The sequence below is a fragment of the Actinomadura sp. NEAU-AAG7 genome, from assembly GCF_018603865.1.
Lineage (GTDB): Bacteria > Actinomycetota > Actinomycetes > Streptosporangiales > Streptosporangiaceae > Spirillospora > Spirillospora litoris.
This window is the reverse complement of the sequence record NZ_JAHFZY010000003.1, coordinates 954,372-977,316: the sequence shown is the minus strand read 5'-3', so window position 1 is coordinate 977,316 and position 22,945 is coordinate 954,372. Positions and strand designations below refer to the sequence as shown.

General features: G+C 73.4%; 18 protein-coding genes, 1 tRNA gene and 1 riboswitch. Of the genes, 6 read left to right on the top strand and 13 right to left on the bottom strand.

Annotation, left to right across the window (positions count from 1 at the left end):
* The coding region (gene glpK, locus KLI87_RS18965; RefSeq protein ID WP_214618060.1) for a glycerol kinase GlpK at positions 1–983 on the top strand (983 nt) is incomplete at its 5' end.
* A 30-nt stretch (positions 984–1,013) separates the two neighbouring features.
* Positions 1,014–2,675, top strand: a complete 1,662-nt coding sequence (locus KLI87_RS18960; RefSeq protein WP_214618059.1) for a glycerol-3-phosphate dehydrogenase/oxidase — start codon at positions 1,014–1,016, stop codon at positions 2,673–2,675.
* Positions 2,676–2,682: 7 nt separating this feature from the next.
* Here the strand turns inward: KLI87_RS18960 and KLI87_RS18955 are convergent, their stop codons facing one another.
* From KLI87_RS18955 to KLI87_RS18940, 4 genes are all read right to left on the bottom strand, one after another.
* The gene (locus tag KLI87_RS18955; RefSeq protein WP_214618058.1) at positions 2,683–3,918 is read right to left on the bottom strand and encodes a glycosyltransferase; all 1,236 of its coding nucleotides are present in this window, start codon (positions 3,916–3,918) and stop codon (positions 2,683–2,685) included.
* On the bottom strand, positions 3,905–5,650 hold the full coding sequence (locus KLI87_RS18950) for a glycosyltransferase family 2 protein (protein ID WP_214618057.1): 1,746 nt from the start codon (positions 5,648–5,650) through the stop codon (positions 3,905–3,907). Before KLI87_RS18950 ends, KLI87_RS18955 begins: the two co-directional genes overlap by 14 nt.
* 223 nt (positions 5,651–5,873) lie before the next feature.
* Positions 5,874–6,656: a CHAP domain-containing protein gene (locus KLI87_RS18945; protein WP_156218164.1), complete on the bottom strand. Its 783-nt coding sequence runs from the start codon at positions 6,654–6,656 to the stop codon at positions 5,874–5,876.
* An 11-nt stretch (positions 6,657–6,667) separates the two neighbouring features.
* Positions 6,668–6,812: riboswitch (cyclic di-AMP (ydaO/yuaA leader) on the bottom strand.
* A gap of 498 nt (positions 6,813–7,310) precedes the next feature.
* The gene (locus KLI87_RS18940) at positions 7,311–9,263 is read right to left on the bottom strand and encodes a SpoIIE family protein phosphatase (RefSeq protein WP_308166069.1); all 1,953 of its coding nucleotides are present in this window, start codon (positions 9,261–9,263) and stop codon (positions 7,311–7,313) included.
* Between the two features lie 242 nt (positions 9,264–9,505).
* On the opposite strand from KLI87_RS18940, the gene KLI87_RS18935 reads away from it, so the two are divergent.
* Complete coding sequence (locus KLI87_RS18935; protein ID WP_214618055.1) at positions 9,506–10,852, top strand: pyridoxal-dependent decarboxylase; 1,347 nt, start codon at positions 9,506–9,508, stop codon at positions 10,850–10,852.
* Here the strand turns inward: KLI87_RS18935 and KLI87_RS18930 are convergent.
* From KLI87_RS18930 to KLI87_RS18905, 6 genes are all read right to left on the bottom strand, one after another.
* Positions 10,831–11,625 carry a hypothetical protein gene (locus tag KLI87_RS18930; protein ID WP_308166068.1) on the bottom strand — a complete coding sequence of 265 codons (795 nt, stop codon included), beginning with the start codon at positions 11,623–11,625 and terminating at the stop codon, positions 10,831–10,833. The two genes, KLI87_RS18935 and KLI87_RS18930, sit on opposite strands and share 22 nt — an antisense overlap.
* 194 nt (positions 11,626–11,819) lie before the next feature.
* The gene (locus KLI87_RS18925; protein WP_214618054.1) at positions 11,820–12,350 is read right to left on the bottom strand and encodes an AAA family ATPase; all 531 of its coding nucleotides are present in this window, start codon (positions 12,348–12,350) and stop codon (positions 11,820–11,822) included.
* 76 nt (positions 12,351–12,426) lie between these two features.
* Positions 12,427–13,323: a bifunctional 2-polyprenyl-6-hydroxyphenol methylase/3-demethylubiquinol 3-O-methyltransferase UbiG gene (locus KLI87_RS18920; protein ID WP_156218168.1), complete on the bottom strand. Its 897-nt coding sequence runs from the start codon at positions 13,321–13,323 to the stop codon at positions 12,427–12,429.
* 49 nt (positions 13,324–13,372) lie between these two features.
* A complete protein-coding gene (locus tag KLI87_RS18915) occupies positions 13,373–14,869 on the bottom strand; it encodes an MFS transporter (protein WP_214618053.1) in 1,497 nt (498 codons plus the stop codon).
* Positions 14,870–14,912: 43 nt separating this feature from the next.
* Positions 14,913–16,229, bottom strand: coding sequence for an FAD-binding oxidoreductase (locus tag KLI87_RS18910; RefSeq protein ID WP_214618123.1), 1,317 nt, complete (start codon positions 16,227–16,229; stop codon positions 14,913–14,915).
* A gap of 2 nt (positions 16,230–16,231) precedes the next feature.
* Complete coding sequence (locus KLI87_RS18905) at positions 16,232–17,131, bottom strand: sigma-70 family RNA polymerase sigma factor (protein ID WP_214618052.1); 900 nt, start codon at positions 17,129–17,131, stop codon at positions 16,232–16,234.
* 238 nt (positions 17,132–17,369) lie between these two features.
* On the opposite strand from KLI87_RS18905, the gene KLI87_RS18900 reads away from it, so the two are divergent.
* Entirely contained in the window at positions 17,370–19,448 is a 2,079-nt protein-coding gene (locus tag KLI87_RS18900; RefSeq protein ID WP_214618051.1) for an MMPL family transporter, read from the top strand.
* 150 nt (positions 19,449–19,598) lie between these two features.
* Positions 19,599–19,672 (top strand) — tRNA-Pro (locus KLI87_RS18895).
* Between the two features lie 445 nt (positions 19,673–20,117).
* On the opposite strand, the gene KLI87_RS18890 is transcribed toward KLI87_RS18895, so the two are convergent.
* The gene (locus KLI87_RS18890) at positions 20,118–21,440 is read right to left on the bottom strand and encodes a transposase (RefSeq protein WP_214618050.1); all 1,323 of its coding nucleotides are present in this window, start codon (positions 21,438–21,440) and stop codon (positions 20,118–20,120) included.
* Between the two features lie 209 nt (positions 21,441–21,649).
* On the opposite strand from KLI87_RS18890, the gene KLI87_RS18885 reads away from it, so the two are divergent.
* The gene (locus KLI87_RS18885; protein ID WP_214618049.1) at positions 21,650–22,153 is read left to right on the top strand and encodes a hypothetical protein; all 504 of its coding nucleotides are present in this window, start codon (positions 21,650–21,652) and stop codon (positions 22,151–22,153) included.
* On the opposite strand, the gene KLI87_RS41875 is transcribed toward KLI87_RS18885, so the two are convergent.
* Together KLI87_RS41875 and KLI87_RS18875 are read right to left on the bottom strand one after the other, a co-directional pair.
* Positions 22,125–22,331 carry a tyrosine-type recombinase/integrase gene (locus KLI87_RS41875; protein WP_374225456.1) on the bottom strand — a complete coding sequence of 69 codons (207 nt, stop codon included), beginning with the start codon at positions 22,329–22,331 and terminating at the stop codon, positions 22,125–22,127. The two genes, KLI87_RS18885 and KLI87_RS41875, sit on opposite strands and share 29 nt — an antisense overlap.
* Positions 22,294–22,683, bottom strand: a complete 390-nt coding sequence (locus tag KLI87_RS18875; protein WP_214618122.1) for a LacI family DNA-binding transcriptional regulator — start codon at positions 22,681–22,683, stop codon at positions 22,294–22,296. The genes KLI87_RS41875 and KLI87_RS18875 overlap by 38 nt, the downstream gene beginning before the upstream one ends.
* Positions 22,684–22,945: the final 262 nt, after the last annotated feature.

Here is a 22,945-nt window from a genome sequence, read left to right as displayed (position 1 = left end):
GGGTCCACGTCACCGACCCCACCAACGCCAGCCGCACCATGCTGATGGACCTGGAGACCCTGGAGTGGGACGAGGAACTCCTGTCCTTCTTCACCATCCCCCGCGCGATGCTCCCCACCATCAAACCCTCCTCCGCCCCCGACCCCTACGGAGTCACGCGCAAGGACGGGCCGCTGGGAGGCGAGGTCGCGCTCACCGCCGCGCTCGGCGACCAGCAGGCCGCGACCGTCGGGCAGGTGTGCTTCGCGCCCGGCGAGGCCAAGAACACCTACGGCACCGGCAACTTCCTCCTGCTCAACACGGGGGAGGAGCTGGTGCGGTCCGACAGCGGCCTGCTCACCACCGTCTGCTACCAGTTCGGGCGGGAGCGGCCCGTCTATGCGTTGGAGGGGTCGATCGCGGTGACGGGGTCGGCGGTGCAGTGGCTGCGCGACCAGCTCGGGATCATCTCCGGCGCCGCCCAGAGCGAGGACCTGGCCCGGCAGGTCACCGACAACGGCGGGGTGTACTTCGTGCCCGCCTTCTCCGGACTGTTCGCCCCCTACTGGCGCTCGGACGCCCGCGGCGCCATCGTCGGGCTCTCGCGCTACAACACCAACGCCCACCTGGCCCGCGCCACCCTGGAGGCCATCTGCTACCAGACCCGCGACGTGGTGGAGGCCATGGCCCGCGACTCCGGCGTCCACCTGGACGTCCTCAAGGTCGACGGCGGCGTCACCGCCAACGAACTGTGCATGCAACTCCAAGCCGACATCCTGGGCGTCCCGGTCTCCCGCCCCGTCGTCGCCGAGACCACCGCCCTGGGCGCCGCCTACGCCGCCGGACTGGCCACCGGCTTCTGGAGCACCACCGACGAACTCCGCACCAACTGGAACCAAGACAAACGCTGGCAACCCACCTGGACCGACACCCAACGCCAACACGGCTACGCGGGCTGGAAGAAGGCCGTCGGCCGCACCCTCGACTGGGTCGACGTCGACTGACGCGGCCGCCCCTCTCATCGGGAGCATGCAGTGAGATCCGTAGCGCTCGGACCGCAGTACCGCGAGGACACCCTCCGCGACCTCGCCGGGACGGAGTTCGACGTCCTGGTGGTCGGCGGCGGCATCACCGGCACGGGCGTCGCCCTGGACGCGGTCTCCCGGGGCCTGTCCGTGGCCCTGGTGGAGGCGCGCGACTTCGCGTCCGGGACCTCGGGCCGCTCCAGCAAGCTCATCCACGGCGGGCTGCGCTACCTGGAGCGGCGCGAGTTCGGGCTGGTCAGAGAGGCGCTGCGGGAGCGCGGCCTGCTGCTGCGGCTCGCGCCGCACCTGGTGCGCCCGGTCCGGTTCCTGTATCCGCTGCGGCACCGGATGTGGGAGCGGGCCTACGTCAGCGCGGGCGTCACGCTGTACGACACGATGGGCGGCGCCGGGGCGCTCCCCCGGCACCGCCACCTGACCCGTCGCGGCGCCCTGCGGGAGGCCCCGGCGCTGCGCCCGGACGTGGTGGTCGGCGCGATCCAGTACCACGACGCCCAGGTGGACGACGCGCGCTACACGATGATGGTCGCCCGGACGGCCGCGCACTACGGCGCCCGGATCGCGACCCACGCCAGGGTGACGGGCTTCCTGCGGGAGAGCGAGCGGGTGACCGGGGCGCGCGTCCTGGACCTGGAGGGCGGGCGGGAGATCGCCGTCCGGGCGCGCCGGGTCGTCTGCGCGACCGGGGTGTGGACGGACGACGCGCAGGCCATGACCGGGCGGCGGGCGCGGATCGGCGTGCAGGCGTCCAAAGGCGCGCACCTGATCGTGCCGCGCGACCGGATCCCGATGGACACGGGCCTGGTCACGCGGACGGAGCGGAGCGTCCTGTTCGTGATCCCGTGGGGGCGGCACTGGCTCGTCGGGACGACCGACACCCCGTGGGACGACGCGCCCGACACGCCCGTCGCCGACCACACCGACATCGGCTACATCCTCGACCAGGCCAACGCGGTGCTGCGCACGCCGCTGACCCGCGAGGACATCGAGGGCGTGTACGCGGGGCTGCGCCCGCTGCTGTCGGCCGAGGAGGGCGACACGGCCCGCATGTCCCGCGAGCACGCGGTCGCCGAGCCGGTCCCGGGCATGGTCGTGGTCGCGGGCGGCAAGTTCACGACCTACCGGGTGATGGCGCGGGACGCGGTGGACGCGGTCGTCGAGGGCCTGGAGGAGCCGGTGCCCGCCTCGGTGACCGAGCGGCTGCCGGTCCTCGGCGCGGTCGGCTTCGAGGTGCTGTGGAACGACCGCCGCCGGATCGCCGCCGGGTCGGGGCTGCACGTCGCGCGGGTCGAGCACCTGCTGCGCCGGTACGGGTCGTGCGTCCACGACGTCCTGGACCTGATCGCCGGTGACCCGGCGCTCGGCGCCCCCCTCCCCGGCGCGGAGGACTACCTGTGCGCCGAGGCCGTCCACGCGGTGACCCACGAGGGCGCGCTGCACCTGGACGACGTCCTCGCCCGCCGCCTCCGCGTCCTGATCGAGGAGCGGGACGGCGGTCTGGAGGCGGCGGCGCACGTCGCGGGGCTGCTCGCGCCGCATCTGGGCTGGAGCGCCGAGGACGCCGCGGGCGAGGTCGAGCGGTACGCGTCGCTGGTCAGGTCGGAGCGCCGCGACGGCCCGGCGGCCGCGGAACCCCCGGTGACCGCCGCCTGACCGCCCGCTAGAGGGAGTCGGTCTCCAGGGCGGGAGCCGGAGCGGTCCCCCGGCCCGCCTCCCGCGGGGGGCTCTCCTCGCGGACGGGCGCGGCGTCGTCGAGGAGCCCGAACAGCCGGTCCCAACGGGCGAGCACCGCCTCCGGGTGGAACCGCCGGACCGACGCGCGGGCCGCGCCGCCGAGCGCCCGGCGCAGGTCCGGGTCGTCCATCAGGCGGCCGAGCGCGGTGGCGAACGCGGCGGTGTCGCGGCGCGGGGCCAGCAGGCCGCACTGGCCGTCCTCGATCAGCACGCGGACCCCGGGCGCGCAGTCGAAGGCGACCGCGGGCAGCCCGTAGGCCATCGCCTCCATCAGCGACATGGGCAGCCCCTCGTCCCGGGACGGCAGCGCGACGACCGACGCCTCGATCAGCGCCTCCTCCACGTCGGCGACCACCCCCCGGAACTCGACCGAGTCCGCGATCCCGGCGTCCTCGGCCCGCGTGCGCAGCTCGTCCTCCCGGGGGCCGCCGCCGTAGACGTGCAGCCGCCAGCCTGGGCGGGTCGCGACCGCCTCCGCCCACGCCTCCAGCAGCAGGTCGATCCCCTTCTCGTGGGACAGGCGCCCCACGCAGGCCACCACGGGCAGGTCGAGCGTCGGGTGGGCGCGCGGCTCGACCGGCAGCGGGTTCGGGATGTGGTCGACGTTGGTCATGCCGTCGCGCGCCCAGGCGTCGGCGTCCTCGGCGGTGAGGACCAGCAGCCGGTCCGCCCCGGCGAAGTGCTCCCTGACCCGGCGGTAGCGGGAGGAGCGGCGGCTCGCCGCGTACGACTCGTGGCTCATCCCGACGACGCGCAGGCCCGAGGTGTCGGCCCGCCGGACCCACTCCATCGCCCACACCTGCGCGACGACCACCATCGCGCCGGGCCGGGCGGCGGCGAACAGCTCGGTCAGCCGGGCGGCGCCGCGCCGCTGCGACGCCCGGCGCCACAGCTCGCGCCCGAAGGCCACCGGGTTCAGACGCCCCCGCGCCGTGGCGGGCCGCCACGCGAACGCGGGCGGGCGCCACCGCCGGTGCAGCACCTCCACGGCGTAGGAGCCGTCCCGGCCGTGGTGGTGGGACGCGGCGCCCCGGGTGACGCCGACGAGCGTGACGCGGTCGCCGCGTCCGGCCAGCAGGCGGGCCATGAGGTGCGCCCAGCGCTGGAGGCCGCCCATGTCGTCGACGTTGTCGCAGATGATGAAGACGTCACGTCCGGCCACGGCCGCTCCTTCCCGGAAGGCGCCGCGCGGCGGTCCCGCGCGTGGCCGCCGCCCCGAGGAATCTCCGGGCCAGGCGTCCGGGGCGGGAGGTGGCGGCGCCCAGCACGACCGCCCGCGCGAGCCGTCCCCGCGTCCCGGCGGAGTCGAGGGCGAAGGCCAGGTGCCCGCCGGCGGTGGTGTAGGAGCGGAGCCGGTCGGCGGCGAACCGCGTCAGCCGGGGCCGCACCGGGAACGCGACGCCGTCCAGCGGCGGCGATCCGGGGCCGGCGCCGGGACGGGTGACCAGCTCCCCGCGTCCCGTGCCCACCCGGAGCCGCACGTCCCAGACGGGGTCGGTGAGGCCGATCGGGCGGATCCGGCGCGCGGGGTCGAACTCGGCGCTCCAGGCCAGCACGTCGCCCCGGTGCTCGACGCGCGCGGGCGTCCGCGCCGTCCTGGACGGGCGGCGCCGGTCGCGGAACTCCAGCGCGGCCGTCAGCGCGGCGCCGGGCGGGATCCGGCCGAGCGGGTTCAGCACGGTCCCGGCGACGCGCGCCAGGCCGTCCCGCATCTCAAGCCGGGTCACGGTGTTGGCGGGCCGCAGCTTCTTCAGGGACCGCTTGTGCAGGCGGAGGCCGGTCACGTCAAGGACGCGGCGTGCCGGCGCATCCCCGGCGGGGTCGCCCCAGTAGATCCGCCCGTCCCGCTCCCGCAGGTGGACGCGCAGCTCGGGACGCTCCGCCCGGTCGTACTCGGCGGCCGCCAGCGCGCCCTCGTGGTCGCCCTCGCGGAGCAGGAACGCCGCGATCGCGGGCAGCGTCTGGGCGGTCTCGAACGCCCGCGGGTCCAGCTCGGCGACGTAGGCGGAGGCGAGGTCGAGGAAGCGCGCGCGGTGGGCGGGGTCGCGGGCGCGCAGGTCCCGCAGGTGCAGGGGGAGATCGTGGTTGACGAACTTGACGTCCTTGGCCCGCTTCAGCTCGTGCGCCCCGCGCCCCGCGAACAGCGCGTCGATGCGCCGGTGGATCTCCAGCCGGTCGGCGAGGCTGGCCGTCTCGGCGCGCCGGTTGGAGATCGACGGCGCCGCCGCCCCCTCCTGGACCAGCCAGCTGTAGACGCGGTGCGGGATCAGGGCCGTGCCCTCGGCCGCGAGGTAGGCCTCGGCGGTGAACAGCAGGTCCTCGTAGTGGAGCCGCTCGACGAACCGCAGACCGGCGCGCTCCAGGAAGTCCCGGCGGTAGACCTTGTTGGTCGAGAGCGTGTCGTAGAGGAGGTTGGGGTACTCGCCCAGCGACCCGTAGAGGACGCTGCGCCTGTAGAGCCAGGGGAACCAGGGGCGGACGCGGTCCGGGCCGCCCTCGGGGACGTCCAGGAAGATCCGTTCGCAGAGCCCCGAGACCAGGTCGGCGCCGGTGTCCTCGGCGGCGGCGACGAGGTTGAGGCAGGCGTGCCGGTCCAGCAGGTCGTCGCTGTCGAGGAACATCAGGTAGCGGCCGTCGGAGCGCTCGATCCCGGCGTTGCGCGGGCCGCCGCAGCCCCCGGAGTTGGACGGCAGGTGCACCGCGGCGACCCGGCCGGGATGCGCGGCGGCCAGCCGGTCGGCCACCCGGCCCGTCCCGTCGGTGCTCGCGTCGTCGACGATCACCGTCTGGACGCCGCCCAGCGACTGCCCCAGCGCCGAGGCCACCGCCCGCGGCAGCCGCCGCTCGTCGTTGTAGGCGATCACCACCACGCTGACCCGCGGGCGCGCCCGCATGGGCGGTCCCCCCTCCCCCGGCTTGCCTCGTCAGCCGGGAGTGTTTCCAGGAACGCCGCGTGAACGTCCAAGACCGATCAAAGGGCGTCAATGATTCCCATTACCCGAAACCGGGATCACCGGGCGAGGCCGGGCATGCCGGAAGCCGCCCGGCGGTGCCGGGCGGCTTCCGTGCGGCTTCCAGCGGCGTTCATGCGCGCCGCGTGGGGGGCGGGAGGGTGGGTCAGCCCGAGTAGTCGGGGTAGCCGTAGCCCACGACCTGCGACTTCTTGCGGATCTTCTGCTTCACCGCGTCGCCGGTGTTGCCCTCGACGGTGCTGATCGTGCCGTTGCCGTTGTCCTTGACGACGAACCCGACGTGCTCGATGCCGTCGATGCCGCCGCTGCGGCCGTTCTTGAAGTCGAAGAAGACGACCGAGCCGGGCTTGGCCTTCTGGCCCCAGCGGCCCTCCTTCTTGAACCAGGTGGCGTGCTGGACGGTGTAGGCGTCCCAGCCCATGTCCTTGGCGCCGACCTGCGCGCCGACCCACGAGACGAACATGTTGCACCAGCTCGCGCCCTTGTACTCGCGCACGGCGCCGCCGTCCCGCTTGGCGGTCTCGGCCGCGTGCGGGGTGGACATGTACCACTTGTGGAACTTGGTGTTGCCGCCCTTGCCCTCGCGGATGCCCACCTGCGACTCGGCCATCTTGATGACTTCCTTGGCCTTGACGCGGTGCGGCGGCACCTTGAAGCCCTCGCGGCGGGCCTCGGCGGCCTGCGAGAGCGCCGGGGCACCGGCCTTGTGGGCGGACCGCTCGGCGTGCGCGGGCTCGCCCGCGACGTGCGCGACCGACGCGGCGCGGGCCGGGGTCTCGGCGGTGGCGCTGTCGCTCGCGAGGGGGTTGAAGACGGCCAGCCCGAGGGCGCCGACGAGGACCGCGCCGACGGCGACGCCGACGGCCCTGTCCTCGGCGGACAGGCTGGACAGGCTGGCGATGGAAAGTCGATCGAAACGACCGGTCATGCAGGGGATCTCCTTGTCTTCCATGGCGCCTACCGGGTTAGCTGACGGATTCGGGCATGGAAGAGCCCTACGGCGCGCTCTGGGAGCGCCCCGATTCACCCCTGGAACCTGGGTCCCCGGCTCCGTGCGGTCTGGGACGACCGGCACGGACTCGGCCTCGCACCGCGGAACACGATGCGTTTCGGATGTATCTCAGTGACTGATCTGAGGAGCGCCCTTCATCGGGCGCGCGCCGCGGGCGGGTTCCGCTCCGCGACCGCCGTCCGCGCTTCGCGCGTCCGGCCCACAACGCATGGAACGCGTTGGGTGATTTCGGTAGAAGGTACCAACCTTCCCAAGAAAAGCAAACCAGGCACCAAACAGAGTCTTGCCTGATCAAAGCCCTCTCAAGGGAGTCCCAACGCCGGGGGCCCGCCGGGTCTTCCCGATCTTTCCCGGGTTCTCCGGCGGCGATCACAAGGAGGTCCCGGATCCCTTATGGCGGTGGAATCCCGCGCTTCCGAGCCGGTCCCGGCTTTACCTTGACCCCCGCACGCAACGCCCGGGTAAAAAAGGTCATCTTCGACGTGGCGAGGGGTCCGCCGGGCCTGCACAAAACCCGGAATGAGTCCTACGTCACGCAGGGTTACGCCACGGGGAACGGAGTGACCTGGGTCACTCGACGCGCAGGGCGAACAGCGTGGTGTCGTCGGCGGCGCGGTCGTGCTCCATCCGCGCCAGGACCTCGTCCAGCACCGGCTCGGGGCTGGACGCGCACTCCGCCAGGATGCCGGTGAGCCGCTCGATCCGCTCGTCCAGGTCGGCGTCCCGCCGCTCCACCAGCCCGTCGGTGTAGAGGAAGATCAGGTCGTCGGGCCTGAGCTGGATCCTGGCGGTCCCGTAGGCCCAGTCGGGCACCGCGCCCAGCATCGGGTCCGGGACGACCTCCATCGGCGCCGCCAGCCCGCCCCGCACGAGGATCGGCGGCGGGTGGCCCGCGCACGTCCACTCCAGGACGTGGCGGCGCGGCTCGAAGTGGGCCACGACGGCGGTGCCGGTCGCGGGCGGCTGGATGTGCCCGACCAGTTCGTTCAGCCAGCCCACGAGCCGTCCCGTGGGCTCCCCGGTGCACGCCAGCCCGAGCAGGCCGTTGCGGGTGCGGGCCATGGCGGCGGCGGCCGGGAGCCCGTGCCCCGCCGCGTCGCCGATCGCGAACAGCGCCCGCCCGTCGGGCATCGCCCGGGTCGCGAACCAGTCCCCGCCGATGCGGGCGGTGCTCTCGGCCGCCAGGCTGCGCAGGTCGACGCGCAGGCCCGGCAGCTCGTCCAGCTCGCTCTCGTCCGGCAGGATCGCGCGGCGCAGCGTCACCGCCACCCGCCGCTCCTGCGCCGTCTGGGCCTGCTGCTCCAGCATCTGCCGCCGGGTCTCGGCCAGCGCCCGCTCGATCCCGCGCCGCCGCGTGATGTCCTGCGAGACGATGTTGATCGAGACCGGCAGCCCGGAGTCGTCCAGCACCGGCTCGGCGAACACCCACAGGTGCCTCGGCGCGCCGTCCGGGCCGACGACGCGGTGCTCGGCCTCCACCGGCTCCCGGCGGGAGAACAGCGTCTGGACGGCCTCCTCCACCAGCGGGAGGTCGTCGTCCATCACGACCTTCGGCAGGTCGTCGGGCATCGGCGGCACCTGGTCGGCGCGCAGGCCGTAGTTCGCGAGCATCTGCGGGGTCCACTCGGCGTCGCCGGTCGCGAGGTCCCACTCCCCGAACCCGAGCAGCGCGAGCCGCTCGACCCGCTCCAGCCGCCGCGCCTGCCGGTCGGCGTCGTCGTGGTAGCGCCAGCTCACGCACAGGCCGGTGGGCACCGCCACGCACCGCACGCTCATCCGGGACGTCCGCGACAGCCCGCCCTGCGCGGTCGAGTACGTCATCGACGCCCGCTCCAGCCGCCTCCCGGTCTCCACCACCTCCACGAACGCGTCGAAGAGCCCGCTCATCGCCATCCCCGGCTCGGTCGGGAGCAGCCGGCGGCCCGCCAGCTCCTCCGCGCCCCGGCCGAACAGGTCCCGCGCGAGGTCGTTCAGCTCCGCGTAGAGGAAGTCGGCGACCTGTCCGCCGGAGTCCCGGACCGGGATCAGGTGCGCCGCGCCGTCGAGCGCGCCGTCCAGGAACGCCCTGGCCACCGGGTCCTCGGGCAGCCCGGCGATGATCTCCGCGTCGTCGGCGGTGTCCTCGGTCCGGACGCGCCGCAGCACGTCCTCGGCCTGCGTCACCACGGCCCGCCGCTCGTCGGCGCCCTTCGCCCGGGGCGCCTTCCGCCCGGTCAGGGCGGCGCCCTCCGGACCCGGCACCCCTCCCCGGTCGCGCGCGCCGACCACCAGCGCCGCGGCCTCGGCCAGCTCCATGTCCATGTCGCGGGCCAGCCAGATCAGGTGCTGCAGCGCCTCCCCCGGCGGGACGCCCAGCCGCCGCGCCAGCACCACCCGCGCCTCCGCCAGGACCGCGCGGTCGTGCGCGGCGCCCCGCAGGTCCTCCAGGTCGGGCACGGCCGCGTGCGCGCCGGACGGACCGGCCCCCGCGGGCCTCCCCGCGGGATCGGACGTCCGCGCCCCACCGCCGTCAGCTTCCGCCACCGCGTCCCCCATTCGGCGTTCGATGACCCCGGGAGAAAAGGTACATACACCGATGAAGGACTCTTCGCTGTCATTTCATCAGCAGGCCAGATCTTTAACCCGGTTTTCCGTTCGGCCCGGAGACGACCGGTTCAGGGGCACCTTCCCCGAAACCTCCCCGCCACACCCAGGCCCCCCGGAGCGGTCCACTTCTCTCGATTGGATGGCGACAGGCGCGCCCCGGCGTCCCTAGCGTGAACCCCATGCACGACGACCTCGCGCGGCTCCCCGGACTGCTCTCGGGCCACGCCGCCCGCCTCCTCGCCACGCTGGACGGGCGCCCCGCCGCCGTCCCGCCCGGGCCGCGCACGCCGCCGCGGCCGCTGCCCCCGGCCGCCGGCCTGGAGGGAGCGCTCGCCGAGTTCGCCTCCCGCTGGGAGCCCGGCTTCGCGGGCAGCGCGGGCCCGCGCTACTTCGGGTTCGTCACCGGCGGCGCCACCCCCGCCTCGGTCGCCGGGGACTGGCTGACCTCCGTCCTGGACCAGAACCCGGCCACCCGGTTCGACTCCAGCGCGCCCGACCTGGAGGAGGAGGCGATCGGCTGGCTCGCCGAACTGCTCGGCCTCCCGTCCCACACCGGCGCGTTCGTGTCGGGCGCGACGATGTCGAACACCACGGGTCTCGCGATCGCCCGCGAGTGGCTGGGCGAGCGGGCGGGCGTCCAGGTCGCCGACGAGGGCGTCGCGGCGCTCGGCGAGATCACGGTCCTGTCCGCCGAGCCGCACTCCAGCGTCCGCAAGGCGCTGTCGATGCTGGGCATCGGCCGCCGGAACCTGCGGATCGTCCCCGCCCTGCCCGGACGCGAGGCCGCCGACGTCGCCGCCCTGGAGGAGGCCCTCGCCGCCCTGGGCGGCCGTCCCGCCATCGTCGTCGCGAGCGCCGGCACCGTGAACACCGTCGACTTCGACGACCTGCGCGCCATCGCCGCCCTGCGCGAGCGCCACCCCTTCTGGCTCCACGTGGACGCCGCGTTCGGCGCGTTCGCGGCCCTCTCCCCCGCCCACGCGGACCTCGTCGCCGGCCTGGACGAGGCCGACTCCGTCTGCGTGGACCTCCACAAGTGGCTGAACGTCCCCTACGACTCCGCCGTCCAGTTCACCCGCCGCCGCGGCCTCCAGCACCGCGTCTTCCACAACAACGCCGCCTACCTCGGAGGGCCCTCCGAGGACCCCCTGCACCTGACACCGGAGAACTCCCGCCGCCTGCGCGGCCTCGCCGCCTGGTGCACGCTCCGCGCCTACGGCCGCGAGGGCCACCGCGCGATCGTCGAACGGTCGATCGCGCAGGCCCACCGGCTCGGCGAGCTGCTGACCGCGGCCCCCGGCTGGCGCCTGCTGGCCCCCGTCCGGCTCAACGTCGTCTGCTTCACCCACGACACGCGCGCCCCGGACGACATCATCCGCGACGCCCTGCCCGAGGCTTTCTTCACCCCCACCACCCTCTGGGGCGCCCCCGGCCTCCGCGCCGCCTTCAGCAACTGGCGCACCACGTCCGACGACGTGGAACGCGCGTTCCGCGCCCTCTCCGGCTACCCCGCCGAAGCCCGGTAGACCTGCCGCGTCAACGCCGTCACCCGCGCCGACGCCGCCCGGAACGAGGAGCCCGCCGGCTGGAGCGTCAGCACGACCACGATCTTGTCGCCCACGATCCCCGTCGTGTGCAGGACGGGCCGTCCGAGCCCCAGATCGGGCACGGCCACCGACTGCACGCTCCCCCCGCGGCACGGCGCGGCAGGCAGCGTCCCGAAGCCCGACCACCCCTGCTTGACGGCCCACGGCCGCTCCAGCGCGCTCGGGATCCCGAACGTCTGGTCGAACCCGTCCGTCCCGCACGGGGTGGACTTCCGCAACTGCGCGACCACGAAGTCCCGGTGGGGCTTCGGGGCCTTCTCCAGCAGGTACCGGTAGGTCCGCAGCACGTCCTCGGCGCTGAGCGCCGTGTAGCCCCAGAACCCGGGCTTGTCCCGGGGCGGCGGCGCCGTCTCGGTGAGCCCCGCCCTCGGGACCATCCGCCGGATGACCTCCGCCTGCCCGCCCCGCCGCCAGAACTCGGTGGCCGCCTTGTCGTCGCTGGACCGCAGCATCGACCCCAGCAGGTCCCGGTCCGCGGCCGAGACCCGGTGCTCGCGCATGTAGTCCAGCGCCAGCAGGATCTTCACCACCGAGGCCGACCGGTACGTCCTCCTGGTCTCCCGCCGCAGGACCACCCGCCCGAGCTTGCGGTCGAAGACGACGTACGACGCCCGGACCCCCGCCGGAACCTTCACCGCGGGCGGCCGCGCCCGGGGGCTCGCGGTCCCGGCGCTCGGACTCTCACCGGTCACCTGAGGACTCCCCCCGGCCGTCGCGCCGCCGCCACCGGACGGCCCGTCCGCCTGACACCCGCACGCCAGCACGACCAACCCGGCCACCCCGGCCCGCGCCACCAAAGAACCCACCAGGCATGCCTACCAGAACCAGAGGCCCCGCAGCGCCCAACGGACGGCGAGGGCCCGCATCGCCCAGGCGAAACGACCGGCTACCCGGCCCCGGTGAGCTGGAAGGCTCCGGAGGCGATGGCTTCGCGGACGCGCCGCTCGGTCTCGGTGATGTCGTCGGCGGACGTGTCGAGCACGTGGGACTCCAGCTCGCCGAGGTCGGCGAACTGGTCCCACATCGTCAGGATCGGATGGCGGTCCACCAGCGCGCCGGGCGCGGTGCGGGCCTGGGCGCGGGCGAGCGCGACATCGCGCCGCGGGCGCAGCACCACGTAGTGGACCGGGACCGGCGGAGACCGGCGTGCCCGCTCGTGGAAATGGTCGAGCATCCACGGCCCGACGACGCCGTCGACGATGGTGGTGAAATCCCCGGCCGCGTAGCGGAACGCCGCTCCGGCGATGACGTCCATGACCGTCTCGTTCTGCGTGCGCGATTCCGGTTCGTAGGGCGCGATCCCCCCGGACACGATGTAGTGCCAGAAGTCGTCGGTGTGCAGATGGACGGCCTTCGGGCGGCTGCGGGCGACCCGCGCCGCGAGGGTCGACTTCCCCGCGCCTGGCGGTCCGGTCACAATGATGACGCTGTCGGGCATGCGTGCGCCTTTCGGGTCGGGTGTGCGGGGGCCGGGGTGGTGCGGCGGTGCCGCCTCAGGGAGGCGTCGCCCCCTCTCCGGCGGCGCGGGCGACGGCGAGGAGGTGCCGGCTCGCGCCGAGCAGCGCGGGTTCCCGCTCGGTGCTCCGCAGTCCCCAGAGCAGGAGTTCCCGCTTGTCGGGGTCGTCGATCCACGACTCGATCCCTTCGATGAGCCACATGGCGCCCTCCACCGGATACACATGCTGAAGGTGGAGGCCGCAGGCGTGGACCTCCTCGGCCAGGTCGTCGGGGTGGTGCAGGTAGGCGGTGGTGAACGGGGCCCGGTCGCCGGGCAGGTGCCGGCCGTCCGCGAGCGTCGTCTCGATCACCTCGCGGACCCCGGGACGCGCCAGGAAGCCCCGCCTGAGCCCGTCGTGCAGGGACGCGAACCGGTTGATCGCGGTCGCGGCGACGATGCCGCCGGGCCGCACGACGCGGACCGCTTCCCGCCACGCGGCCAGCCGGTCGGCGCGTTCGACGAGGTGGTAGAGCGGGCCGAACAGCAGGACCGCGTCGTAGGAGGCGTCCGGCTCGTCCAACGCCCGCGCCTCGCCGAGCGCGGCGGTGACCCCGGCGTGCCCCCCGGCCCGCCGCACGTGCCTCGGCACCGGATCGACGACATGGACGGTGTGCCCGTCGGCCGCCAGCCACCGCGCGTGCGCGCCGGGCCCGCCGCCCACATCGAGGACGCGCAGCGGCGCCCCCGGCAGCACCCGGCGCAGGATGTCCTGGACGCGCAGCAGCTCCAGGCGCTCGGCCCCCGACGCCAACCGGCCGTCCTCGTCCCCCTCTTCGTAGTAGCGAAGAATCCGCTCCTCGATCAACTGCCCCTCCAGGCTGGACGAACCCGCTCTCCTGGACGGTGGCCGGCCCCGCCCGCGCAGGCGGGTCCGGCCATCGTCCAGTTCCATGATCGCCGCCGTTGCGAGTGCGGAAGCCCTGGCGAGGCGGGGAACGGGTTCAGGCGCGCTCGGCCCCCTCTGCGGCGGCGGGGCTTGGAGCATCGTGCCCCTCCTGGTGCTCGCCCCTGGTGTTGGTGGCGCGCAGGGCGATCACGGCCGCCGCGACGATGAAGGCGGCCGCGCCGAGCAGGGCGCGCTGGAAGCCCTCGGTGAGGGCGACGGCCGGCGCGGCGCCGGCGGCGAGCAGGTCGTCGGTGCGGGAGGTGGCCATCGCCGAGAAGACCGCCAGGCCGAGCGCCCCGCCGACCTGGCTGGAGGCGTTGATCAGCGCGGCGGCCAGGCCCGCCCGGTCCGCGGGCACCCCCGCGTTGGCCGCCGTGGTGACCGCGACGAACACCAGCGCGAGGCCCACGCCGACGACGACCAGGCCCGGCAGCAGGTCCCGGACGTAGCCCCCCTCCACCGGGCACCGCGCGAGCAGCCCCATGCCGGCCGCGCCGATCAGCAGCCCGGCGATGATGAGCGGGCGCGTGCCGACCCTCGGGATCAGCCCCGCGGTGAGGCCCGATCCGGCGCCGACGGCGACGGTGAGCGGCAGGTAGGCCAGGCCCGTCCTGACCGGCGAGTAGTGGAGGACCAGCTGCATGTAGAGGCTGAGGAAGAAGAACATCGCGATGAATCCGGCCATCGCCACGAACTGGGCGACGTCGGCGCCCGGCAGGCCCCTGATCTTGAAGATCGACAGTGGCAGCAGCGGGTTCCGGCTCCGCGCCTCGTTGGCCGTGAACAGCGCGAGGAGCACCAGGGCCCCGGCGATCGACGTCCACGTCCGGGCGGTGTCCCAGCCCTTCTCGGGCGCCTCGACCAGCGCGTACACCAGCAGCAGCATGCCGCCGGTGACCAGGACCGCGCCCGGCAGGTCGAAGGTGCGCGGGGCCGCCTTCCGCCGGTCGTCGGCGAGCAGCCACAGCGCGCCGGCGACGATGACCGCGACGGCGGGCGGGTTCACCCACATCACCCAGCGCCAGCCGGGGCCGTCGGTGAGGGCGCCGCCGGCCAGCACGCCGATCGCGGAGGCGGCCCCGGCCACGCCTCCCCAGACGCCGAGGGCGGCGGAGCGGTCCCGGCCGACGAAGGCGGTGGTCAGCACCGACAGGGCGGCGGGCGACATCAGCGCCGCGCCGAGCCCCTGGGCGAGCCGGGCGGCGACCATCGTCTGCTCGTTCTGGGCGAGGCCGCCGAGGACCGAGGCGACCCCGAACAGCGCGGTGCCCGCCACCAGGACGCGGCGCCGGCCGAGCAGGTCGGCGAACCGTCCGCCGAGCAGCATGAACCCGCCGTAGGTGAGCAGGTAGCCGGACGGCACCCACTGTAGGGACTGCTGGGAGAAGTCGAGGTCCTCCTTCATCGCGGGCAGGGCGACGTTCACGATGGAGGCGTCGATGAGGTCGACGAAGGCGACCAGGCAGAGCAGGGCCAGGACGATCCTGCCCCGCCCGGTGCCGAGGAATCCGAGCCGGCCGGGGCCGACCGGGCCGTCCGCGAGCTGGGTCATGTGGGTCTTCCTTGTCGGTTCCGCATGTGAGGGGAGGCCGGGCTCAGCCGAGCACCGGGTGGTTGGAGCGCACGACCCGGTCCGGGTCGCGTTCGCGCTTGATCGCCCGCAGCCGGTCCAGGGCGCGCGGCGCGAACGCCGCCGCGGCCGCCTCCTCGGGCGCGAGCAGCGTGAACGGCTTCGGCCCGCCGCTCAGCGACAGCGCGTCGGCGAGCGCCCGGCGCCGGGCGAGGCCGGGCTCGGGCGGGCCGAACGGGACGGCCATCATGGAGATCAGGAACGGGTCCCCGATCGGCCCGGCGGCGCCCGTCGAGGCGGTCAGCGCCCCGTCCAGGTGGCGGATCTGGACGGCGACGAGCGGCGGCAGGTCCCGCGCGGCCCCCGCCAGCGCGTACAGCGTCGTGTCGTCCAGGTCGGTCAGCATCTCGGTGCGGGCGCGCAGGGGCGAGGGGTCGACGGGGTCCCCGGTGATGTCGCCGAGGTCCGCGGGCCGCCGCGGACGCCGTGTGTCGAGCACGGGCGCGCCCGCGGCCGCCAGCGGCTTCAGCAGCCGCTCGGCCTCGTGGGCGGCACCGAGGAAGGCGGAGTCCACGATGACCATCGGCTCCCCGTCCGGGACGGGCGGCCGGAACAGGCGCAGCCACACGGTCAGCTCGGGCGGGGCGTTCCAGGTCACCTCGCGGAAGGCGGCCAGCACCGCGGCGGCCTTCGCGCCGGGCCACATCATCTGGCCGCCGTGGACGAGCCCCGCCTCCTGGAGGCCGAACTCCATCGCGGTGACGATCGCGAAGTCGCCGCCGCCTCCGCGCAGCGCCCAGAACAGCTCCGGGTCGCTCTCGGCCTCCACCCGCGCGGTCTCACCGTCGGCGGTGACCACGTCGAACGCGGTGACATGGTCGGACGCGCGGCCCCAGCGGCGCGAGAACCACGACAGGCCGCCGCCGAGGGTGTAGCCGACGACGCTGGTGTGGGGGGCGCTGCCGAGCAGGCCGGTCAGCCCGTGCGGGGACGCGACCTCCTGGACGCGCGACCAGGGCACCCCGGCGCCGACGCGGACGGCGGCCCTGCCGGGTTCGAAGGACACCTCGTCCAGCGCGCCGGTGCGCAGGAGGATCGTGCCGCCGGCGAGCGGTGCCGCGCCGTGCCCGCTCGGCTGGGCGCTCACACCGAGCCCGCGCTCGCGCGCGAACCGCACGGCCGCGACCACGTCGTCCGCGTGGGCGGCCTCCACGACCGCGTCCACCCGCTGGTCGACGGACAGGTTCCACGGCGTGCGGGCCGCCTCGTAGCCGGCGTCGCCGGGCAGCAGCACCGGTCCGGCGACACGGTCGCGCAGGTCGTCCAGGATGCCGTCTCGCATGCTCACCGTGCTCCTTCGGGAAGGGTCTCGTCGTCGGGGAAGGTCAGGTCCAGGCGGGCCAGGCGCTCCTTGTCGCCGAGGATGTCGATCTCGGTGATCAGGCCGTCCCGGACGGTGAAGGCCATCACGGCGGCGCCGTTGGCGAGCCCGGCGACGCCGTTCACGAGGACGGGCCGGGTGTCGTGCGCCAGCCGGCGGAACACCGCCGCCTGCTGCGCCACCGCCGGCGCTCCGGCGACGACGCGCAGGATCCCGGTGTCGGCGCGCAGCACGACGTCGGGCGCGAGGACGCGCACGAGCCCCGCGATGTCGCCGTCGCGGGTGGCGGCCAGGAAGGCGTCCACGACCGCGCGCTGGCGGGCCGGGTCCGGATCGGGCACGGCACCGCTGCCGCGCACCCGCCGCCGGGCCCGGCTGGCGGCCTTGCGCGCGGCCTCGGGGGAGCGCTCCACCATCCGCGCGATCTCGTCGTAGCCCACGCCGAACATGTCGTGCAGGACGAAGGTCAGGCGCTCGGTGGGCGTGAGCGTGTCGAGCACCACCAGCAGCGCCAGCCCGAGCGAGTCGGCCAGCAGCACCGCCTCCTCCGGGGAGGGCGTGCTGTCCACCGGCGTGACGATCGGGTCCGGCAGGCACTCGGCGAGATCGGCCAGGCCGCTCTCGCGGCGGCTCCGGCGCGCCTTCAGCAGGGTGAGGCTGACCCTGGCGACCACGGTGGTCAGCCAGCCGCCCAGATTGTCGATCTCCGCCCGGTCGGAGCGGTGCAGCCGCAGCCACGCCTCCTGGACGGCGTCCTCGGCCTCGGTCAGCGAACCGAGCACGCGGTAGGCGACCGACCGCAGATGCGGCCGGAGGCGTTCGAACTCCTCGGCGACGAACGGGTCGCCGGATGTGTCGGTCATGGGGTCGCACCACCTGGGGCAGTTCGGGAGCGGGGTGCTCCGCGTTCCCCTCCCTGACCTCGGCGGGGCGCCCCCCTGTGACCGGACGCCGCTATGACGCCGATCACCATCAGGCTGTGACCCAGGTCACCTCGAACGTCGGTCACACCTCACGGGCGGCACTTGTCAACGCGAAGACCGCACAAACGTTCGAGGAGAGCGCATGCCGCTCCTCCCGGCCACCTCTTGTGAGATGTACATGACCGACACGTCCGTGAGCCGACCGCAAGGACCGGCGCCCGCGCCGCTCCCCCCGTCCCGCTGGAACCGCTACATCGCCGCCGTCACCGGCAGGCGCTCCAAATGGGCGGTCCTGGCCGCCTGGGTGCTCGTCCTGATGGTCGCCGGCGGCTTCGCCGCCAAGCTCTCCCAGGTGCAGGACAACGACCCGGCGTCCTGGCTGCCCGCCGACTCCCAGTCCACCCGCGCCGTCGAGATCGCCGAACGGCACTTCGCCGACCACGACCGCGCCACCGCCGTCGTCGTCTACACCCGCGACGGCGGGCTCACCCCGGCCGACCTGGCCAAGGCCGACGCCGATCGCCGGACGGCGCCCGGCGCGACCGCGGCCACCAGGTCCGCCGACGGCAAGGCGGTCCTGTTCAGCGCGCCCGTCCCGATGGCCTCCAACGACAACACGGTGCTGGGCGACGCCGTGGACAAGCTGAGAAAGACCACCTCGGCCGGCGCGCCGTCCGGGCTGGACATCCGCGTCACCGGCCAGGCGGGCACCATCGCCGACTACATCGACGCCTACTCCGGCATGGACGGCGCCCTCCTCGGCGTCACGCTGGCGATCGTCACCCTCGTCCTCCTGGTCACCTACCGCAGCCCCGTGCTGTGGCTGGTGCCCCTGCTGGCCACGTTCCTCGGCACCTGGATCGCCATGGGCGTGGTCTACCTGCTCGCCAAGCACGCGGACCTGAAGGTGGACGGCCAGTCCAGCTACGTCCTGACCGTGCTCGCGCTCGGCGTCGGGACCGACTACGCGCTGCTCCTCATCGCCCGCTACCGCGAGGAACTGGGCCGGCGCGCCGACCGGCACGAGGCGATGGCGCACGCGCTGCACCGCTGCCTGCCCGCCGTCACCGCCTCGGCCGCCACCGTCGTGATCGCGTCGCTGTGCCTGGTCTTCGGGAAGATGAACAACACCCAGGGCCTCGGCCCGGTCATCGCGATCGGCGTCGCCGTCGTCTGCCTGGCCGCCGTCTCCCTGCTGCCCGCCCTGCTGATCTGCCTCGGCCGCTGGGTGTTCTGGCCCAGGCGCCCCACCGTCCAGGCGCCCCGGTCCGACGGCGGCCCCTGGCGGCGCCTGGCCACGGCCATCGACGCGAGGCCGCGCCGGATCTGGGTCGGCACCGCCCTGGTCCTGGCCGCCCTGGCGGCGGCGTCGTTCACCCTGGACTCCGGCCAGCGCCTGGACGAGCAGTTCACCAAGACCACCGACGCCATCGCGGGACAGCGCCAGATCGGCCGCCACTTCGCCGCGGGCTCGTCCGAACCCGCCGACATCTACGTCGCCGACGCCCAGGCCGCGACGACCTTGGCCCGCGCCGCCAAGGTCCCCGGCGTGGCCGCCGTTGCCAAGGAACGCTCATCGGGCGGCTACACCCACCTGACCGCCGTCTTCGCCGACGAACCCGACACCCCCTCGGCCCGCGCCACCGTCACCCGCGTCCGCGACGCCCTGGACGGCAGCGGGGCCGTCGTCGGCGGGCAGACCGCCGTCGCCCTGGACACCTCGCACGCCCAGGGCACCGAAGAGGCCGTCCTCATTCCGCTGATCCTCGCCGTGGTCCTGGCCATGCTCGTCCTGCTGCTGCGCGCCGTCACCGCGTCGCTGCTGCTGATCGCCTCCGTCGTCCTCTCCTACGGCGCGGCCCTCGGCCTTGCGGGCCTGCTCTACCGGGCGCTCGGCCACCCGCACATCGACCGCGGCCTCCTGCTGTTCGGCTTCCTGTTCCTGGTCGCCCTGGGCATCGACTACACGATCTTCCTGATGTCCCGCGCGAGGGAGGAGGCCCACCTCCACGGGCACCGGGCGGGAATCCGCGACGGCCTGAGCCTCACCGGCGGCGTCATCACCAGCGCCGGCCTCGTCCTCGCCGCCACCTTCAGCGTCCTGGTCGTCCTCCCGACCGTCGGCGCCCTCCAGCAGGGCCTGCTCATCGCCGGAGGCGTCCTCCTGGACACCCTGGTCGTCCGCAGCCTCCTCGTCCCCGCCCTGGCGCTGGACGCGGGCAAACGCATCTGGTGGCCCACGAGAATCGAAGACTGAACCGCCCGACCACCGTCCCCCTGGCCCCGCCGCCGACCCCTGCGGGCCGGGGGACGGTGGTACACCCGGCCAGGAAGGCGCCCCCGCCCAACCCGGTACGCACGCACCCTCGGACTGCGCTAGAGTAATCACGCCTGCTCCGCCAGGCACCGGGACGTAGCGCAGTTTGGCAGCGCACTTGACTGGGGGTCAAGGGGTCGTGGGTTCAAATCCCGCCGTCCCGACACAGGCCAGGGCCTATTCAGGGCCCTGATGCGAAGGGTAGAACTACCGCTCCGTGGGAAATTCGTGGGATGATCTTGAAATCATCTCTCTGCCTCGGCGCGCAGCAGCGCGTCGAGGACGTTCACGGGTGAGCGAGGGCACATACGCAGCCGAGTGCCTAGGGCTTTCATGCCACTGGTCGTTCAGCTCCTCTAGGCTTGTCGTTAAACCTCTGATCTGCGTGTTCGTGGCATTGCTGGCATAGCGGACTGTTGCTGTCTGTGGCGGAGTCAGGTCTTGCGTCGGGGTTTGGTGCCTTTCTGGTGGTGAGCTGGGCGTTTGTGAGCTTCGCCGGTGGCCAGGACGCGGCCGACCTGGTGCCGTGGTGCGGGGCGATGCCGGGAGCCGGGTGGCCGTCCGGGCCGGGCCGGGAGGGTTTTGGTGCACGCGCCGGACCGGTGGCTTTCACGCGCAGGTTCCGAAACCCCCTGCGCACCCGGGCGGGGGTGAGCCTGCCAGGTGGGGTTGGGCGCTCCCAGGGGCGGCGCAGGTCGGCGGCGAGTGGCCGGGCCAGACGCAGTTCGGTGTGGGCGGCGATGATGATCCAGGTCCAGCGGTCCGCGGCTTGGGGGTCGCGGAGCTTGGGCCGGGTCCACCCGAGGGTCTGCTTGAGCATTCGGAAGGTGTGTTCGATGTCGAAGCGTCGCAGGAACGCCTGCCAGAGCCGGTCGACGTCGGTGTCGGTGGCATCGACGCCGGACCACCACAGCCAGACCGGCTGGGGTCGCCGCCGGCGGGCAGGTGGTCGACCTGCAGGCGGATTACGGTGCCGGCGATGATGGGCAGCTCGCCGGCGAAGCCTTCCCAGGCGGCACGGCGGGTGAGCCGGGGGTGCAGCCGGTCCCATGCGGTGGCGACTGCGGTGCCGTAGCGGGTGGTGGCGGTGGTGGTCTCGGTCTGCGGCGCGTCCCAGGTGGCCGGATCGCCGAAGACGAACTCGGTGCCGTGTTTGGGCGGGCGGCCGCCCTCGAAGTTGTAGGTCCAGGGCGGGGTGGCCCGGCGCAGCACGCGATCGCTGCGCATCCGTCCGAGCACCTCGACCGGCAGATCATCGAGCAGGAACGCGATGCGGGGCACGTCGTATCCGGCGTCCAGCACGATGAGAATGTCGAGGTCGCCGCCGGTGCGCTGGTCGGTGGCCAGCAGCCGCCCGACGATCTGGCGGATTTGGGCGACGGTGACGGCCGCGGCGTCGGCGCCAGGCTCCAGGCGGACCGCGTCCAGTAGCGCGGTCCAGGAAGTCCGGCCGGTTTCCAACGCGGCGACGATGGAGTACGGCCAGCCCGGGATCATGTGGTGCTGATCCTTGCCGCGCCCATAGGTGTGGCAGAACGAGCGATCCGGCGAGGTGGCGGCGTCGGGCCGCAGCCACGGCGAGATGTCGACCGCCAGCACGATCCGGCCGTCGGCGGCGCGGGGCAGTGGCAGCGCCGCCAGCGCCCACCGCAGCCGCTCGGCCTCGATCCGGCCACGGTTCAACCCGCCGTACAAGGCACCGTGCCCGCGCCTGTGCTCGGGCGCCAGCGCCAGGTCGACCAGCGTCTTGACCGGACCATCGGTGCACAGCACCGCGTCAGCCAGCTCGAACAGCTCGTCGGAACGAGCCGACAAGCAGTCGTAGAACTCGGTCCGAAACCTCGACAGCACCGCCAGAGCCCCGTTTCCGCCAGTCCCACCGTCGCCTACTTGCGCACCGTCGACCGGCCCCCGTGCCATCGTGGAGTCCACAGCCACCGCCTCCTGTTCGGAACAGCATCCGACCCGAAGATGAGACGGTGGCCGCCTCCGTGCACGGCGACACACCATGACGCAACGGCCACAATCCGCTATGCGGTGAAACGTCACCAATCGCTCACCGACCAAGGTCAAGGGCAGAACCAGAGGTGAACGGCCGGTGCCTGGCTCGGGCTCACTCGCCATAAGGCAGGCTGGAGGGCATGAACACCGATGGGCTCACTGTTTCCAACCGACTCGGCCGCATCCGTGCCCTGTTGTCTGGCTTGACAGGCCCGCTCAGCAATGGCGAGTTGCACGCCTGGGCCAACCTCGGCAATGCCGAAGGAATGCCCCGCCAGGTGTTCCAGCTGATTGACGGCCTCGACTCGTCTCAACCCAGGCGTCCCGAAGCGCCCGGTGACATCCTGGAATCACCCGTCGATCTTGCCGCCCGCCTCGCCGAAACCGACGAGGACGGCGCCCTGCACAGACTGATCAGCATTGTCTCGACCACTCTGGCCTACCGCACTCCCGGGCGATACGACGAGGTCAAGGCCAAAGATGTCTTCGGTTCACTGCTCCACCTGCTCGGCCACGACACCCGCTGGTGGACCAACACCGACGCCCCCGCCTGGAACCCCGTGACGCGACACGTCTTCGACGCAGTAGTGGTCGGCGTCGGCAACGGCTTCATCGTCACCGTTCTCGCGTTCGACGAAGACTGATCCGCAGACCCCGGCAGGTTAAACAACAAGCTAGGAGCCTGTCTCTGATCTTTCGGGTGACATGGGTGTACCGGCTCCGCATCGAGCCGTCCTCATGCCCCATACGTTGGTCGATCAGCTTCTGTTGAACACCGGCCTCTTCAAGCATGTGGGAATGGCGCAGGCCGTGCGGCGTCACGCCCGCAGCATCGGCGTCCAGCACATCTCGGCGCGCCCCTGGGAGTTACGTCCTCGGACAGGGACCCCCGGCCACGGCTCTCCGAGAAGCGGTACCGGCCGAGCAGGCTGCGGCGCCTTCTTGGGGTACCAGCCCGACGCCGCAGGGTGGAACACCCACGTCGCGAACCCTGATCGGCGCCAGTGCGGCGCGCCCGACCTGGTGTCCGGCGCCGCCGTCGAAGGCGCGTACCCATCGCCAGGATCGCCTCCTCCACCCGCTCTCGCGCCCCCGTGGCCACACGGTCGGGATGGCGGAGGACATGAGAGACCGTTCCGACGCTCACCTTCGCACGCTTGGCCACATCCGCCATGGCCACGGCCCCGTCCTATCCAACCGCGAGCTTCAGCCCACCGCGTCACACTGATCAGCACAGGCCCTGGCTGCCAGGGCGGCCACCTCATCTTCTCTGAACCAGGAGACGTCAGGGTCGCTGGCAGGCTCTGAAACGGTCAGGGCAGAGGTGTAGTGGTTCTCGGTGTCAAGCTCTCGAAGGAGCGGCCCGACGAGGCGGTGGGTGATGGCGCCGGATGCTTGGTTGATTTCGGCCCAGGTGAGGGCTGTGCTGGAGCTGT